Here is a 16554-nt window from a genome sequence, read left to right on the forward strand (position 1 = left end):
ATGCAAAAAACAGGAATAAGGTCTTTCTTTATACTGGTATAAAAACGACCATCATGAGTTTTTCCTCCGAACAGCACCGCGCCCTTGGGACGTTCCTTCGTGCGCGTCGTGATACCCTTTCACCGGGGGATGTTGGTCTGCACCCGTTACCAGGACGCCGCCGGGCAAAAGGGTTGCGGAGGGAAGAAGCCGCCCAGATCTGCGGTATCAGCACGACCTGGTATACGTGGCTCGAACAGGGCCGCGATGTTTCCTGCTCAGCGGCGACACTGGCGCGCATTGCCACGGCCCTGCATCTGTCCTCTGCTGAACGCCTGTACCTGTTCGAACTCGCGCAAATGAAAGACCCCGATGCGTCGCGGCCTTCTATGGCATCAGTCCTTCCCGAGGAGGTCCGGATCTTTCCCGAGCAGATGGCAGTGCCCTGTTATGTGCTCGATCCCCTGTGGAATGCACGCGCCGCCAATGATGCGGCCCGACATCTTTTTGCCGGTTGGCTGAACGGTAAAGAACGCAATCTGCTGCGCTACGTCTTTCTTGCTCCGGACGCCCGCACGTTCCTTGATAATTGGGAAAACAGCGCACGACGGGTGCTGGCGGAATTCCGGGCTGTCAGCATTCGTGGCGATAAACAGCAGGTGGACGCACTGGCACAAGAGCTTCGATCTCGAAGCCCCGATTTTGAGCGTCTCTGGCACAATCAGAGTGTGTTACTGCGGGAAGGTGGCCCCCGCAAATTCCATCATCCCATTGATGGCCCGGTTGATTTTGACCAGACCACTCTCACTTTTACGACATGGCCGCAGTATCAGTTGGTAGCATTGAAACCACGATAACTATTTTGGAGTCAGACCGGACATGTCGGTTTTTCAATAATTACCCGGCATGCGACCGGAACGACGGCAGTTTCTGCTTCACGAACAGCGTATTCGCTTAATGGGGTAATGATCCATTTGTCCGTCTTCCGAAAGGAATGTGGCGTGTTCAGCGCGCGCCTGCGCCATCAGGAGATGGTCAAACGGATCACGATGATGCAGAGGCAAAGACATCAGGATCTGCAGGTGCTCGGGCTGTATTCCCAGCAGAGAGAAACCTTCTTCAGGAATGGCTGCCAGAATATCGTTCATATCCGCATCCAGCTTTCCGATACGGATTTTGATCGCAATCTCCCATAATGACACGATACTCACCAGAATATCGTGGACTGGATCTGCAATAATCTCCCGTGCATTCTCACCCAGTCGGTCGGAGTCCGAAAGCCACCAGAGCAACGCATGCGTATCGAGCAGAACCTTCACAGGTCGCGTTCCATGCTCTCAAGAATATCCGGTGGTGTCTCATCAAAATCTTCGCTCATTCTGATTCGTCCTCGAAGAGCTCCTGGCTGTCGGCGAGGGCGATAGGAAGGAGCTGGTGGCCGCAGTTCAGCCACAACCTCATCATGAGACGTCACGAGGATCGTACTGCCCTGTCTGACCTGACGCAGATAAGCTGTCAGGTTTCCCCGGAACTCCCGAACACCGATTTTCTGTGGGGATGCTGCGTTATCTGAAAGATGCTCGCTCATGGTCTCCTCCTTATGTGTCATCATATCATGTACACAGAAGGAGGAGGTAGAGAATTCCTGAGGCATATTCGATTTCAGAGATCAGTGGCTTCCGACAGTGCCAGAGCGTCTTCTACATCCACCCCAAGGTATCGAACCGTACTATCCAGTTTTGAATGACCCAGCAGGATCTGCACGGCTCGAATATTACCGGTTCGTTTGTAAATCATGGCAACCTTAGTCCGGCGGAGCGAATGAGTTCCATATTCCCCGGGGATCAGTCCCACCGCCTGAACCCATTGATCCAGAAGCCGAGCGTATTGCCTTGTGCTCAGATGAGCTTTGGCGCTTAGGCAACTTGGAAAAACATACTCATTCAGGCCACCACCGCGATGCTCCAGCCACGTTCGCACACTTTCCCGCGTCGTTTCCGTAATCTCAAACTGCACAGGTCGCCGGGTTTTTTGCTGGACAACCATAGCCCGGTGACGCACCTGACCGCTGGTCACGAGGGCGCCGATACGAAGGCTGACAAGATCGCAGCCTCTGAGTTTGCTATCGAGAGCAAGATCAAACAAAGCCTTGTCTCTGATACGCTGTTCGCTCCCCAGCCAAAATCGAATAGCCCAGACGTGCTTTTCTTTGAGCGCCCGCTTGGCGCCAACCATTTTTCCTGCATTCCAGGGCACGGACGCCTTCAGCGTAGGCGATGGAAAACGTGTTTTCTTTTCCATGATACTTTCTCCTGATCAGCTGCAAATGCAGCAATCAGAAGTCTGGACGAGGATATCAGCGGATAACGAGGACTATTGCAGACCGTCCGCTTTCCGGAAAACTTGAACGGGTCTGCTTATGACCGAGATGAGCGGTGAGCGGTCGTACTCTCGCCGATCTCGTCTACGCTGGTTTAGACGATGAAGCGACGCGGAACCTTTGTGAGACAGCGAGACTTCTGCATTCAGCTTCACTACTACAGCAAGAAGAAATGCGATCTTTGAAAAGCTGGTTTGCTGACTTACTCGAACCGTCCTCGCACAGCGCAGGATGGCTGAAGAACTGCGCCAGCCAGGCCCAAAGGTTGTTAAGTGATCCACAAGAGCAGCTCGCCTTGCACGGAGACCTCCATCACGGCAACGTTCTGGATTTTGGGGCGCGAGGCTGGCGTGCGATTGACCCGAAGGGCCTTTACGGGGAACGGGCTGCTGATTTTGCGGCCTTATTTCTGAATCCTGATCTTGCGGATTCAGAACGGCCCTACGCTATTTCTCCACAAAGGTTCGGGCACAGGATCAGGCTTGTCAGCTCACATGCGGGGATCGAGCCTGTCAGGCTCCTGAGATGGATTCATGCCTGGAGCGGACTGTCGGCGGTCTGGTTTATCAAAGATGGGATTGCTCCGGAAACTCAACGGACAGTAGCGCATCTGGCATCTGAGGCGCTCGGTTAAGAAGGGGCATAAGCGCCGCTTAAGCCTCATTCCGGACATATTGCGAAGTTAAAATTTCACATACGAAATCATCATTTGCAAATCTCAATATACTCGATCACCACAAAACGGAATTTCTAAATTGCGGTCCATTATAGCATGTTCAATCGTAATCTTTCTTGTGAAACCCGCTTTTTCCAGCCCAATACCTGGTTCTGGTTTCGAGGTAACAAACTACAAACTGAAATTGAAACCCGACCTAACAAATGGAACCATTTCAGGTTCTGAGACAATTCTTCTTCATATTACTGAGAGCTATCCCGATAGCATCGCATTCTCAGGCAACGCGCTGGTCATAGATAGGGCTAATCTAGACGGCTTACCTGTCACACCAGTTTCAGATGCTGATCGCATCGTTTTTCCTATGCCGAGGAAGCTCGCAAAGAATAGCCCTGTCACGATCGAACTTACTTATCATGGGCGCCCCGAGCGAGGCTTCTCACGCTCGGTTACCACGCTTTATACAAGCTATTTTGCCTGCGACTGGATGGTCTGCCTGCAGGACAAGTTCAGCAATAAGGCAGCGTTTTCCCTCGAACTTCAGGTTCCGGCCGGAATGCAGACCGCATCAATTGGGAAGCTCGTTTCAAAAAGACCAGGGCCAGGCGGAAGCGAAATACAGAGTTGGGAGGCGCCACGACCGTACTCATCCTATTTGTATGGCTTTGCAGTTGGCCACTTCGCCAGCGTCAGCGAAAACGTCGGAACCGTAAAGTTAACCTATCTCAGTGATGCGGTCGATAAAGCCGTATTAAAGCAGCATTTTGCAACAACACCTGAAATGGTCCGCTTCTTATCGGACAAGGCAGGTCTGCCACTTCCAGTTACGGAATATACGCAGATACTGGTCAGTGGAAACGAAGCGCAGGAAGCGGCAACCTATTCAGTTATCGGGGCAGACGAGCTCCCAAAAAATCACAATGATCCTGCCGACGACTGGGTTATCGTTCATGAACTGACCCATGAGTGGTGGGGAAACCTCATTACATGTGAAACCTTAAACGATTTCTGGCTCAATGAAGGAATTACGACCTTCATGACTGCGGCATGGAAAGAGTATCGCTACGGTCACGCGGCTTATGATGCAGAACTCGCAGTTTCGCAGCGTCGATGGGATAAAATAAAATCTCAAGGCTTTGATGAGCCTCTTACATGGAGCGGACCTTATCCAAGTTTAAGCATCCGTCGCGCAATACAGTACAACAAGGGAGCCATCTTCATGGCGTACCTGAGAGATACCCTAGGGGACGCTGCTTTCTGGAAAGGTCTGCGGGATTACACTCGGGCTCATGCCGGTGGAACCGTTACCAGTATCGACCTGGAACGGGCGATGGAAGCTGCGAGCGGCAAAAACCTGCATAATATTTTCGTTCAATGGGTTTTTGGAAACGGAGGCAATACCGCCCGACAGTCAATTTACCAAAAAACCAAATAGAACACCCGCGGATAGGACTCCTATCAAGTTAAAGCAGATTATTCGCTTCCCAGTCCTCTATTTTTACTGAGCAGACAGGCAGCATTCGCCTCATTTCGGGCATCAAAGCAGCTCTGATAATTGCCCGAAAGCCGACATTGCTAAACGGCCTCTGATAGACCGACTGTGGGACGAACCCGTCGTTCGCGGGCGAGCGTGGGAATGGCGGGTTCCTATCCAACCTTTATCATCCCAAAGTTTAGCCGATCGTTTCCGGAATGTCCGAGACTGGGCAGTCCTTAACGGCCATTGTTCATCCATCTATGAATTTTTGCGAGTAGTCGACCTGTCTGAATATAAAAATTTTTAAATGGCTGAACATGATAATAACTCGACTAGTCGAATTATATCTGTATCGATTAGCAATCGAATTTGTACAATTTTGGGGTGTGCGGCATGTCAGGTGAGCCAATAGTTTTAGATGAAGACGAATCCAACATCCCCGAGACGGAAGCAGAGGCCAGCGCACTTTCCGAAAAACTGACCCTTATCAAAGAGCGATGCAAAAAAGCAAATATTGAATTTTCTGAAGAGATAGATCCTTATGGAGATAAATTCGGGATTGTATTTTTGCAATCTGGGAGATCAAAAAGAAGAATAAATATATTTGGTGAAGATAAAGCTGACAGATTGCTTTCTATTGATTTCGAAAATCAACGATTTCTCTCGGGTTACGAAGCCATTTGCTGTTATAAAGATAGAACAATTGAGGCCGGCATTCGCGCAACAAGGATAATTCCTTCATCTATTATTCGTAGATTGCTGAATATTGAAATATTTTCTGAATCTGAACTTCAAACTGTCGAATTGAAACCAAATGAAACAAGTAACGACAGGCCAACAATTGAAATAGGACCGTCTTCAAATCAGTTTAACATACTTTCTGGCATTCGCGGGTCACGATTTAGTATTAAAATGCGTAATATTCGCGCATCTCAGCACGATGCTGCATTGTCCGAACTAAGATCTTACTCAAGCAGTTTATTTTTTCAAATTGACGGTTTGATCGGTTCAACATTTATTCTGGAAAGAGAAAGGCAGCGGCAAAGATTGCCACTTCCACGGAAAAAGCAAGGCATTGAACTCATCTATCCGAAATCTTGCTACAATGAAGATTCTATGTCGCTTTTTATGTATGCAAAAAGCGCACGAGACATGCCCCTTCTTCAGTTTCTAGGCTTCTATCAATCGATAGAATTCTATTTCCCGCGGTATTCCCAGAATGAAGCGCGACGGAGAGTGGGAAGCATCGTCAAAAATCCGACATTTCGTTCCCATAATGATGATGATCTAGATCAGCTCATTTCTGCAATTCGGATTTCAAAAGCTAATGGATTAGGTAGCGAGAGATCGCAATTGCGGGCAGTAATCAACGAGTGCCTTGCGACAGAAGAAGTTCGATCTTTTTTTGAAGAAGGTTCTGACAGGGCAAAATATTTTGCAAGCAAATCCTCTGGATATCACAATATTCCCGTTTCTAATAAGCAAACAGATCTTAGGAACGACGTAGCAGATCGAATCTATGACATCCGATGTAAAATTGTTCATACAAAGAATGAGCATTCCGAAGAAGAATCAGTGAAAATGATCTTACCATTTTCAGATGATGCCGAAAGCCTTCTGCACGATATTGATCTCGTACAATTTGTTGCAAGAAAAGTTTTAATAGCTGGAAGTACAGATTTTGTTTGATTTATGAATCTGACTAGTAATTTGGCTTGTATGTTTTGGGAAACTAAAATTATGGTGGCTTCTTTGGATTTTTAATGCATGGATAAAGCGTTTGTAGGAGGCCGGTTCCGGCATTAGCCGACATTCCATCGGCCGCACCGGAACGGCTTGAGTTGGTCGGTAGGTGCCACGAATCTAAATGTTGCGAATGGCTACTTTCGGTTATCGTTTCCCGATAACTGACCTTCCGCTTACCCCCCAAATCAGCCGCGACACCGAGAAATGGTTACAGGCCTAGGTGAGCTAAAATGTCTCTCGCAGAGAGCGCCAGAGACGATCGGACTGTCTTTCCAGAGGCCGCCTTTGCCGTAAACGAGCGTCTGTGGACCATGCCTCGAAAAGATTTTTGCGGATCTCAGGGAAAAACCGCCTAGACATTTGCCTGTTCAGAGAACCTGAAGGGATGCCTCTTGTAACGGTCTCTGGAGCTGCAGAGCGACCGGTGTGGGGGCCGTCAGCCAGGTTGTGGACTTGTGACGGTTTTGTGCCGGTGCACTGAGCATTTTATGCTCGCATCAAGAGAGGCACGGAACCATGGCTGTAACGCACACAGAAGAATTTCGCCGTGAGGCGGTAAGGATTGCCTTGAACAGCGGTTTGTCACGGACCCGCGTGGCGGCGGATCTGGGGATTGGCAAATCGACATTGGGACACTGGATTTCGCAGTATCGGACGGTCGAACTGCCAGTGCCTGAACTGCAGACGGATCTGGCTCGGGAGAACGAGCGTCTTCGCCTGGAAAACCGCGTTCTTCGGGAGGAGAGGGAGATCCTAAAAAAGCTACGCAGTTCTTCGCGAGCCAAAAGACGTGAGGTTCACCTTTATCCGTGAGCACCGCCATGACTGGTCCATCGAAAGATTGTGCCAGGTTTTGCAGGTCTCAACGCGTGGCTATCGGGCGTGGAAGGTAAGGCCGGTGTGCCTGCGCCAACGCATCGACTTGAAGGCCCTGGCGCATATCCGGGAGCATTTTGTCCTGAGTAACTCCACCTATGGTCGCCCTCGGATGACAAAGGAACTCAAGGAGGCCGGGCTCGATATCGGCGAACGTCGTGTAGGGCGTCTGATGAAACTCAATGGGATCCGTCCAGTGCGCACCCGTCGTCACAAAGTCACAACCGACAGCCGTCATTCCCTTGGTGTTGCAGCCAATGTTCTAAACGGCGATTTCGTGGCCAACGCTCCCAACCGGAAATGGGCAGGCGATATTAGCTACATCTGGACAAACGAGGGGTGGCTTTACCTGGCTGTCGTCATCGATCTGTTCAGCCGACGCGTCATTGGCTGGGCCGTGAGCGACCGGATGAAGAAGGACCTTGCAATCAAAGCGCTCGATATGGCTGTGCGACTGCGCGATCCATCGCCTGGCTGTATTTTCCACTCTGATCGTGGAAGTCAATATTGCTCACACGATTTCCACAAGAAACTGACGGAATACAGGATGATGCCATCCATGTCCGGCAGGGGAAACTGCTTCGACAATGCAGCCGTAGAGACCTTCTTCAAGAGCCTGAAGGCCGAAATGCTCTGGCGACAGACATGGCCCACACGGCAGCAGGCAACTGCCGCCATCTTCCAGTACGTCAACGGCTTCTACAACCCGCGACGGCGCCATTCATATCTCGGCAGCATCAGCCCACTCGCTTTCGAGGCTAAAGCCGCCTAACAGGATAACATACCGGCACAAAACCGTCACAAGTCCACGCGGTGTTGGGCACGATTATAGGCCGCCTCGACAGCATTTTGAGGTAGATGAGCAAGCATCAAGTCGATGATTGCACGATCTGCCGGACATCGTTCGTTCATAATGGATGAGAAAGATGCCCGAAACCCGTGAGGAACCTGTCGCCCAGCGTATCCAGCGCGCTGTAATAGATAACTGAGCGCATTTTCAGACATGGGTTTATGGGCCCAACGGGCATTGGGGAAAACCATAGTGCCGCGCCCCGTCAGAACTTGAACTGCTTGAAGAATTTCCTGCGCCTGCCGAGACAGAGGAACTTCATGCTGCCGGCGCATTTTCATTCGTTCTGGCGGCACGATCCATGTCTGCCCATCACTACTGATTTCATGCCAGGCAAGAGCATGAACTTCTCCAGGGCGCGCGCAAGTCAGTGCGAGGAAGCGCAACGCGAGCAGTGTGACGGGGTGAGCTGGAAGTGCTTCGACACTCCGAAACAATTTACGCAAATCGTCAAGATCTGTGATTGCTGGCTGGTGTCCCTTTTTTAGCGGTGCAAGGGCGCCCTTTATCACCGCGGCCGGGTCCATGCTTCCCAGACCATGGGCTATACCGAACAGAAAGATTGCACTCAACCGTTGTCGTACCGGACGCGCCGTTTCTTTAGCTCGTGCGGCCTCAATCTTGCGAACAATCTCTAACACCATCGGAGGCGTAATGTCGTCAAGATTGACCTTTCCCAGCGCAGGCCAAACAAAACGCTCTAGGCTCGTAGCGACGTCTTCATAATGGCGATCCGTCCAGCGGTCGCGTTGTGAAGCAAGCCAGGCCTCACCAACAACCTTGAGCTGGCGATCACAGTTTTGCGCCTCGGCTTGCCGTTGCTTTTTACTGAGAGAAGGATCCCGACCGGCTTGCAATTCAAGGCGGGCTGCATCACGCGCCTTGCGGGCCGCTGCAAGGGTTACCTCAGGATAAATACCGAAAGAGAGAAGCTTTTCACGTCCACCAAAGCGGTATTTCATCCGCCATAAACGAGAACCGTTTGGTTGAACAAGAACAAACAAGCCTCGGGAATCTGAGACCTTATATGCCTTATCTCTAATATCGAGTCGCTTGAGTTGGACATCGGTTAGCATCGATACCCCCAGCGCTGATTTAATACCCCCATATCTACCCCCTCGTACGACGAGCTTAAAGGTTCGCCATGGATCGGCATGGATAGCATCAAATGGCATAAAACTGCCATTCCAATGCTAAAAAGACCGCTATGGATAGGTATGGAATATATATGCTGGCGGAGAGAGTGGGATTCGAACCCACGGTACGCTATTAACGTACACACGCTTTCCAAGCGTGCGCCTTAAGCCGCTCGGCCATCTCTCCTGTCGAGCGAGGCGGTGTTTACGAAAGGTTTGACGTCAGATCAAGTCCCTTTCGGGCATTTGCGACAAATTTTTCAATCAGTTCAGCAGATTTGCAGCCGGGGGACGATTCAACCCCTGAAGAAACGTCTACTGCCGGGGACTGACTTTCCTGAATCGCGTTCTGGACATTCCGGGGGGTCAGGCCGCCGGCGAGCATCCAGAATGAAGGAGGCGTCCAATTCTGTGTCAACGACCAGTCAAAGGTACGGCCGAGCCCGCCCGGACGGCAATCCTGTGGCTGTTTCGGGGCTTCAATAACATATCCTGACAGTTTCGGATCTGTCGGCAGGTCAGAACGTGAGGCAATACCGCAGGCCCGCCAGACAGGACGTCCGAAGCGGGACTGGATTTCGAGCGCGCGGTCAGCAGTATCGTAAATCTGAAGGATATCGAGTGGAACCGCTTGGAGAACTTGTTCGATCAACCCGTCGTCTGCCTTGACGAAAAGGCCCACCCGCAGCGGACCGTTTTCCTTCGTAGATGGTACACTTTGATGCAATCGTGATGCCTGATCGGCAGTCACAATTCTGGGGGAGGTTTCGCAGAACACGAATCCGACCCAGTCCACTTTCAGACGGGTACAGAGTTCCATCGTCTGGACATCACGGATGCCACAGATCTTGACGCCCGTCATGCGCTGGCGAGGTCTGCCATGATGGCTCTGGCGGCCAGAACGGGATCGGCGGCTTTCGTGATGGGCCTGCCTACGACAATCCAGTCAGCTCCTGCTTTGGCGGCCTGAACGGGCGTCATGATCCGTTTCTGATCGTCCGCTGCGCTACCCGCAGGACGAATGCCGGGGACAACGAGGATGGGGTCATCACCCAGGGCATCGCGCAGAGGGGCTATTTCGTGTGCGGAGCAGATCAGGCCATCTGCTCCGGCCTGAATAGCCAGTTTACCGAGCCTGAGCACCTGTTCCTGAGGCGTCGCATCTACGCCGGTCTCAAGCAGACCTGCGGCATTCATGCTGGTCAGGACGGTGACCGCGAGCAGTCTGGGGCGCTGTGCCTGTTCGGGAAAGGCGGCTTCCAGAGCGTCTCTGGAACGCGAAATCATTTCCACCCCACCACTGGCATGGATGGTCGTCAGGGTCGGTTTCAATGGAGCAAGTGCGGAAAGGCCTGACGCGACCGTATGAGGAATATCGTGCAGCTTCAGGTCCAGAAACAGCCGATGTCCCTCGGACACTGCCTTTACGGCGTCCAGCCCGCAGGCATAGGTGAATTCGAGACCGAGCTTGATGGCGTCGACGTCATTTTTCAGGGTATCTGCCCAGTGCTGGGCCTGAGTGCGCGAGGCGGTATCGAGGGCTGCGATCAGTCGTGTGCGGCGTGACATGCTGGAGATCAGACCTTTGGCTCTGAAGAAACGGCAGAAGCGCCGGAAGAGGAGAGGGGGGCTGTCGGGTTCTGCAGACGGTCGAGACGCTGATGAAGCTCAACCAGCTGGCTTTCCAGTGTGCGGACATGCTGCTCGGCCCGACGCGCGCGCGAACGCTGCTGCATGTCGCCGATAAGGCCGATCAGGAAGCCGAACAGAAGCGCGATTACGCCCACTCCGAGGACCAGCGTTCCGATCGACAGATGCCAGCCAAAAGAGACCAGCCAGATGGGTTCCAGATCCGTATTGCTCAGGGCAAAGACGATCAGGACCGCAAGAAGAATAACGAGAATGAGCAATCTGAGCATGAACATGGTCCTATCGTGCTGTCTGCAGCGCAACAAGGCGTGCGGGCTGGAAGAATGTTTCCCTGTCAGCAATCATGATGTCCTGTCGCGGCGTGCATCATGCGCCAGTGCTGACCTTGTGCAGGATGGCGATATCATTCCCAGCATATCGCAGAAGATCCATGACTGCACGAGTGAGGAAAGAAGACCTTCCACTTTTTCCGGAAACCCGGTGTTTTTCTGGAAAGAATACTCTACTCGAAAGGCGCCTCTAAAATCGCCCCGCTGGTCAAAACTGAAACATCGTGACAGAGTGCCGGGTGCCACATTTCATTGCATTTCAGTGCAATACGGAATGAAGCAGGTGATGACCGCATGAGGATGCAAGCCAATGGATCAGACATACACCGATACCGTGACGGGCAGTCCGGCTAGCCTTGATGTATCGGATTCCCTGCCTTCTTCCTCATCCCTGATTGTTGGATCGCAGTATCTTCGCACTCTGACCATTGATGTCCAGAACACCCCGGATGTCTACCGCGACCTTCCGTCCCAGCCCCATATCGGCATGACGGTGGATGTCACGGGACGCCAGCTTGGAGATCAGCCGACATTTGAAGTCAGCCTGGTCATTCGGGCGCAGGGTTTCGAGAATGCGCCGACACAGGACGCACCTACCTCCAGAGTACTTTACGAAATCAGTCTGGCTTACGCGGGTCTGTTCGGCCTGACGGGACGCATTCCGCAGGATGCGATCGAGCCCCTGCTGCTGGTTGAGGCACCGCGTTTCCTGTTCCCTCCTGCACGAAGCGTTCTGCTGAATACGATCCGCGAGGCGGGATTTCCCTCACCGAACATCCAGCCCATAGATTTTCATTCGCTCTGGCAGAGCCGGCGCGCCCAGCAGCGATAAAGGTGGGATAACGGCGTTCAGCGGGTGACTCCAGAGGGTTCAGCGTCAATGAAAGATCATATTCTTGAATCCCCGGCTTTTGCTGGAGACCGCCCCCCGCTCTGGGCTGCATTTGACCCAGAATGGTATCGGACGCGCTATGGACAGCGGCTGCGGCAGGAGGCCAGGGACGGAGCGGATGCGTCCGAGCTAGATCTGAGCGACGAAGGGCTGGAACGTCACTGGAAACAGTATGGTGCCAGAGCTGGATTTTCTCCCAACCGGTTCTTCGATGAAGAATGGTATCTCCGCCAGAACCCGGACGTCCGTGAAGGGATCCGTCTGGGGATTTTTGACAGCGGTTTCCTTCATTATTGCGAAAGTGGGTTTCGGAGCCGCTCTCCACACTGGCTGTTTTCTGAAGAGAACTACTTCAGCTGCAATCCGGATCTGAGTCCTCATGTTCTCAAGTCACAGGGGTTCTGTAACGGTTACGATCATTACCTTGCGATAGGCGATCAGGAGCACCGCAAATCCCACGCGTTTTTTGATCCCGAAGTTTTCCGTGCCGCCAGCATGACCGAGCGGCAGCACTATGATTTCGCAATTGGGGATTTCGTCCAGTTCATCAGGTTTTCGTCTGCCGGGCGTCGACGCAGCTCATGGTATTTTGACCCGCAATGGTATCTGAGCCGTTATCCGGACGTAATCGAAGATCTGAAGAACAACCGCTACCAGAGCCCACTCCATCATTACCTGACGAATGGAAACCCGACAGCCTTCGATCCCAATCCGTGGTTCAGTGAAGCTTTCTATGCCGAACATTATCCCGATGTTGGCGAAGTTGTGACCCAAGGGAGATTCCGAAACGGTTACGAACACTTTATCCGGTTCGGAATTTCAGAAAAACGTCAGCCGCAGGCGGGGGTCGATCTCGCGGGCTTCCTGAGGCAGAGCGGAATACAGCGCCTGTTGCGCCAGCCTCATATCCCGGACATTTTTGCCCTCTGGGTCCAGTCTCAAGGGAGCCCCACGCCGGACGAAGCGCTGGAGGCATCGGAAGAACAGTACCAGTTACTTGATCTTCAGCGGGCTCAGACCCTCATTCCATCGCTGGTCCGTGCACCACTGGATTTTCAACCGGTCACGGCGCCGGACATCACAGTTATCCTGACTGTTTCAAACCAGTTTCAGGAAACACTCTCTACTCTTGCGGCACTCCATGCGAATAATGACCGCAATCTTCAGGTCATTCTGGTCGATGCCGGCTCTACGGACGAAACCGCACAGATCGAAAGATTTGTGCGCGGGGTCCACATCGTCCGCCCTCCTTACCGTACCACTCACGCTGAACAGAGGGAGCTTGGTCTTGAACTTGCCCGGGCGGAGATCGTCCTGCTGGTTTCCGCCGGTGTCCAGCCTTTCCCCGGAGCCCTGAAGATCGCGCTTGAAGCCTTTGCAGACCCACAGGTCTGGGCGGTAGGCGGACAGTCCCTGGGGCTGGATGGACGGGTCCGGGAGGCTGGAAGCGTCATCTGGAGAAATGCGGGCTTTACGCCTTTCGGGATTGGTATGCGGGCCAACGAGCCTGAAATTGCCTTCCGACGGTGGGTAGACGGTTTTACCGGCGGCCTTCTGTTCTGCCGACGGTCTGCTTTGCGGACCCATAATCACCTCACTCTGGGAGGTATCGGCCCGGAAGCGGAGATGCTGGCGATCTGTCTCTCCCTGCGACAAGCAGGTGGGAAAATCCTTTACGATCCGGATGTGATCGACAGATCGCCGCCTGAACCCGCAATCGCGGCGGACTTGCGCGCGCGCAATGAATCCTGGCTGAAACGCCGCTTTTCCGGGTTACTCTCCAGACAGCCACTGCCCGGAACCAGCCTCATGCGGGCACGCTCGGCATTTGGAACGTCAGGGATCCTGTTCCTGTGCCAGCAATTGCCTCATCCCGTATTGGGAACACCTGGTCTGCGTCATCGGGATATGATGATCGGCCTCAGCCGGCTCGGATATCGGGTAACCGTCTTTCCGCTGGACGGCACACTTCACGACGGTGTGGCAACGGCTTTGGACTTCCCGCCTGAAATTGAACTGATGGATGACTGCGACCTGTCCGAACTTCCGGGCTTTCTGCGAGACCGCGCGGACTGTTTCGAGGCTGTCTGGATCGGCGGGGTGCAGACACTCCAGCAGGCAGCCCCGGTCCTGCAACAGCATTCCCGGTCATTACCAAAACTCGGAATTGTGGCGGATATTCACGCAGGCCCTGCCAGAGAGAGGCATCTGCGCAGGCGCGTCGGCGCTCTCAATGACCGCGACCTGTTTCTGGACGATCTGGAACTGGATACCGATCAGGTCTGGCTGACACAGGCTGTCGTTGTCGGAAACGAGGAAGAGAAAGCGGATCTGGAAGCCCTCGGCCTGACCAGTATGCGCGTCATTGGGCACCCCCCAATTTCGTCAATGCTCTCTCCGTCCTTTGAAGAACGCTCGGGCATCCTTCTGGCCCTTCCGGTTCATACAAGCGGCGATGCAGTTCATGACGGTCTGCATTTCTTTATTCATGATGTCCTTTCAAAACTGGACCGTGACCTTCCGCCGGAGGCCACCGTTCTCCTGGCAGGGTACCGGTCCGAGCAGATCGACCTTTCAGCCTTTACAAGATATCGTCGGCTGGAAGCCTTTCCCGAAGAAGCCGATCTGACGGCGCTCTACAGATCCCGTCGTATTCTCGTGGAGCCCGCGCGCGTGCTGGCAGCCGCCCCACGGGAAGTTCTGGATGCCGCCGCTGCCGGGTTGCCTTCAGTCCTTTCGGAGAGCGTCTGCCATACACTGGGATGGGAAGACGGCCAAACATGCCTGTCAGGCGGATTTTGTGACCCCGACCGCTTCGCCAAGGCCGTCATCCGGCTGTATACGGACGTGGGTCTGTGGAATACGATAAGCCGACAGGTGCAATCCGTAATGGACGCAGATGCCGCCCATTCGAGCTTCTACGAGGATCTGAAAGACGTTCTTTCGGTCGCGGCAGGCACTACGCCCCTGATACCGTCAACCGCCCCTTTGCGTCCGCAGAAAGTCCCTGAAGTTCAGACAGCTTTTGCTCCGGCCCCGATCCGGCTACAGCCACGTCGACTAACTGCGGGCAACATCTGAAGACACGACGCTGCCGCCCGACTTCATGGAAATCTACCAGCCTGAACATGGATAACACGATGACTGCCTATTCCGAGAAACTTGATGCCGTTCTTCAGAATGTCGACACCAATCTGGATGCATCGGTCTCACGTCTTTTCGAGATCCTGCGTATCCCGAGCATTTCCACTCAGCCCTCACATGCCGCCGATTGCCGCAAGGCTGCAAACTGGATGCAACGCGAACTCGAACAGCTGGGCATGAAAGCGGATGTTCGGGATGTTCAGTGGTCAGTTCCCGGTCATCCAATGGTTGTCGGGCACGATCAGCGATCGGCAGCGGATGACAGCCTCCCGCATGTCCTGTTCTATGGTCACTATGATGTTCAGCCGACAGATCCGGAATCGCTCTGGACTGCGCCTCCCTTCGAGCCTCGTCTGGTCGAGGAACCTTCCGGCCGCCAGGTGATCGTTGCCCGTGGTGCAAGCGATGACAAAGGTCAGGTCATGACCTTCCTTGAGGCGTGCCGGGCATGGAAACAGGTCACGGGGTCGCTTCCGGTCCGGGTGAGCGTCCTGCTGGAAGGCGAGGAAGAATGTGGCGGTGCAAACCTGCTCCCGTTCCTCAAGGAAAACGCCGCAGAGCTGAAAGCGGACGTCGCACTTGTCTGCGATACCTCCATGGCCGACCGGAAAACACCGGGGATCACCACGTCCCTGCGCGGCATGATGGCGGATGAAGTGGTCATCCAGTGCGCCAGCCATGATCTGCATTCCGGTCTGTATGGCAACGCTGCGGCCAACCCGATTGCCGTTCTGTGTCAGGCTCTCGCTACACTGCGGAACGCGGATGGCGGTGTGACGCTTGCAGGGTTCTATGACGGCATTCAGGATCCTGCCCCCGCAACTCGTGCGCAGTGGAGCAGGCTCTTTCCTGGCGACAGCTCCCTGCTAGAGGAAGCAGGCCTGTCGGTTGCAGCGGGCGAGAAAAACTACAGCGCCATCGAGCAGACATGGTGCCGCCCCAGCTGCGAGATTAATGGAATTTCGGGCGGTTATGAAGGCGAGGGGTTCAAGACCGTCCTGCCTGCCAAGGCTATGGCAAAGGTTTCGTTCCGTCTGGTTCCGGGGCAGGACCCGGATCGCATCCGCGAAGCATTCCGCGCCCATATCCGTGCAGCCCTGCCTGCAGACGCACACGTGACCTTTACGGCGCATGGCGGATCTCCGGGTTTCGAAGTCTCCCGTGACAGCCGGTTTCTGAACCCGGCGCTGCAGGCTCTGACGGATGAATGGGGCGTTCCCGCCGCCATGGTCGGATCGGGTGGCTCCATCCCCGTGGCCGGTGAAGTGCGGGATGCACTCGGGTTGGATGCCCTCATGATCGGCTTTGCCCAGAATGACGACCGGATCCATTCCCCAAACGAGCAGTACGGGCTGGACTCTTTTCACAAGGGAATCCGCTCCTGGGTCCGGGTTCTGGCCGCGCTCGCTAAAGCAGGCTGAT

At 53.8% G+C, this 16554-nt stretch carries 16 protein-coding genes and 1 tRNA gene; 9 read left to right on the forward strand and 8 right to left on the reverse strand.

The features are described 5' to 3' along the window. Nucleotides 1-53 precede the first annotated feature (53 nt). Nucleotides 54-836 (forward strand): helix-turn-helix transcriptional regulator, encoded by a 783-nt coding sequence (locus A0U94_RS06045; protein ID WP_077802797.1) that lies wholly within the window; start codon nucleotides 54-56, stop codon nucleotides 834-836. Nucleotides 837-914: 78 nt separating this feature from the next. On the opposite strand, the gene A0U94_RS06050 is transcribed toward A0U94_RS06045, so the two are convergent. Genes A0U94_RS06050 through A0U94_RS06060 form a run of 3 tightly spaced genes read right to left on the reverse strand, consistent with a single transcriptional unit; the run spans nucleotide 915 to nucleotide 2280 of the window. Continuing rightward, nucleotides 915-1298, reverse strand: a complete 384-nt coding sequence (locus tag A0U94_RS06050; RefSeq protein WP_077802798.1) for a type II toxin-antitoxin system VapC family toxin — start codon at nucleotides 1296-1298, stop codon at nucleotides 915-917. After that, on the reverse strand, nucleotides 1295-1633 hold the full coding sequence (locus A0U94_RS06055) for a type II toxin-antitoxin system Phd/YefM family antitoxin (RefSeq protein ID WP_181015904.1): 339 nt from the start codon (nucleotides 1631-1633) through the stop codon (nucleotides 1295-1297). Before A0U94_RS06055 ends, A0U94_RS06050 begins: the two co-directional genes overlap by 4 nt. A gap of 8 nt (nucleotides 1634-1641) precedes the next feature. Continuing rightward, a complete protein-coding gene (locus tag A0U94_RS06060) occupies nucleotides 1642-2280 on the reverse strand; it encodes a tyrosine-type recombinase/integrase (RefSeq protein ID WP_077802799.1) in 639 nt (212 codons plus the stop codon). A 134-nt stretch (nucleotides 2281-2414) separates the two neighbouring features. Here A0U94_RS06060 and A0U94_RS06065 point away from each other — a divergent pair, with 134 nt between their 5' ends. The 4 genes from A0U94_RS06065 to A0U94_RS06075 all read left to right on the forward strand — a co-directional run bounded on the left by A0U94_RS06065 (nucleotide 2415) and on the right by A0U94_RS06075 (nucleotide 7903). Continuing rightward, nucleotides 2415-2993: an aminoglycoside phosphotransferase family protein gene (locus A0U94_RS06065; RefSeq protein ID WP_077802800.1), complete on the forward strand. Its 579-nt coding sequence runs from the start codon at nucleotides 2415-2417 to the stop codon at nucleotides 2991-2993. Nucleotides 2994-3153: 160 nt separating this feature from the next. Next, complete coding sequence (locus A0U94_RS06070) at nucleotides 3154-4467, forward strand: M1 family metallopeptidase (protein ID WP_208611681.1); 1314 nt, start codon at nucleotides 3154-3156, stop codon at nucleotides 4465-4467. Nucleotides 4468-4902: 435 nt separating this feature from the next. Next, on the forward strand, nucleotides 4903-6198 hold the full coding sequence (locus A0U94_RS15675) for a hypothetical protein (protein ID WP_149026703.1): 1296 nt from the start codon (nucleotides 4903-4905) through the stop codon (nucleotides 6196-6198). 573 nt (nucleotides 6199-6771) lie between these two features. Next, nucleotides 6772-7903 (forward strand): IS3 family transposase gene (locus tag A0U94_RS06075; RefSeq protein WP_149026621.1). Its coding sequence is split into 2 segments (ribosomal slippage): nucleotides 6772-7019 and nucleotides 7018-7903, totalling 1134 coding nucleotides; the frame shifts between segments, so codons are not numbered across the junction. A 26-nt stretch (nucleotides 7904-7929) separates the two neighbouring features. On the opposite strand, the gene A0U94_RS06080 is transcribed toward A0U94_RS06075, so the two are convergent. The 5 genes from A0U94_RS06080 to A0U94_RS06100 all read right to left on the reverse strand — a co-directional run bounded on the left by A0U94_RS06080 (nucleotide 7930) and on the right by A0U94_RS06100 (nucleotide 11036). Continuing rightward, nucleotides 7930-9057 (reverse strand): tyrosine-type recombinase/integrase, encoded by a 1128-nt coding sequence (locus A0U94_RS06080; protein WP_077803876.1) that lies wholly within the window; start codon nucleotides 9055-9057, stop codon nucleotides 7930-7932. 156 nt (nucleotides 9058-9213) lie between these two features. Beyond that, nucleotides 9214-9304 (reverse strand) — tRNA-Ser (locus tag A0U94_RS06085). An 18-nt stretch (nucleotides 9305-9322) separates the two neighbouring features. Continuing rightward, nucleotides 9323-9979, reverse strand: a complete 657-nt coding sequence (locus A0U94_RS06090) for a phosphoribosylanthranilate isomerase (RefSeq protein ID WP_077802802.1) — start codon at nucleotides 9977-9979, stop codon at nucleotides 9323-9325. Beyond that, nucleotides 9976-10686 (reverse strand): orotidine-5'-phosphate decarboxylase, encoded by a 711-nt coding sequence (gene pyrF / locus A0U94_RS06095; protein ID WP_077802803.1) that lies wholly within the window; start codon nucleotides 10684-10686, stop codon nucleotides 9976-9978. Before pyrF ends, A0U94_RS06090 begins: the two co-directional genes overlap by 4 nt. An 8-nt stretch (nucleotides 10687-10694) precedes the next feature. Further along, a complete protein-coding gene (locus tag A0U94_RS06100; RefSeq protein WP_062032194.1) occupies nucleotides 10695-11036 on the reverse strand; it encodes a LapA family protein in 342 nt (113 codons plus the stop codon). Between A0U94_RS06100 and A0U94_RS15685 the strand changes: the two genes are divergently transcribed. From A0U94_RS15685 to A0U94_RS06115, 4 genes are read left to right on the forward strand one after another with little or no spacing between them, the layout of a single operon-like run. Continuing rightward, nucleotides 11020-11394 (forward strand): hypothetical protein, encoded by a 375-nt coding sequence (locus A0U94_RS15685; protein ID WP_149026706.1) that lies wholly within the window; start codon nucleotides 11020-11022, stop codon nucleotides 11392-11394. The genes A0U94_RS06100 and A0U94_RS15685 overlap by 17 nt on opposite strands. Nucleotides 11395-11406: 12 nt before the next feature. Continuing rightward, nucleotides 11407-11928 carry a protein-export chaperone SecB gene (locus A0U94_RS06105; RefSeq protein WP_062031901.1) on the forward strand — a complete coding sequence of 174 codons (522 nt, stop codon included), beginning with the start codon at nucleotides 11407-11409 and terminating at the stop codon, nucleotides 11926-11928. 48 nt (nucleotides 11929-11976) lie between these two features. After that, nucleotides 11977-15069, forward strand: a complete 3093-nt coding sequence (locus tag A0U94_RS06110; RefSeq protein ID WP_077802804.1) for a glycosyltransferase — start codon at nucleotides 11977-11979, stop codon at nucleotides 15067-15069. A 59-nt stretch (nucleotides 15070-15128) separates the two neighbouring features. Beyond that, complete coding sequence (locus tag A0U94_RS06115; RefSeq protein WP_167369361.1) at nucleotides 15129-16553, forward strand: M20/M25/M40 family metallo-hydrolase; 1425 nt, start codon at nucleotides 15129-15131, stop codon at nucleotides 16551-16553. Nucleotide 16554: the final 1 nt, after the last annotated feature.

It is taken from the genome of Gluconobacter albidus, from assembly GCF_002005485.1.
Taxonomy (GTDB): Bacteria; Pseudomonadota; Alphaproteobacteria; order Acetobacterales; family Acetobacteraceae; genus Gluconobacter; species Gluconobacter albidus.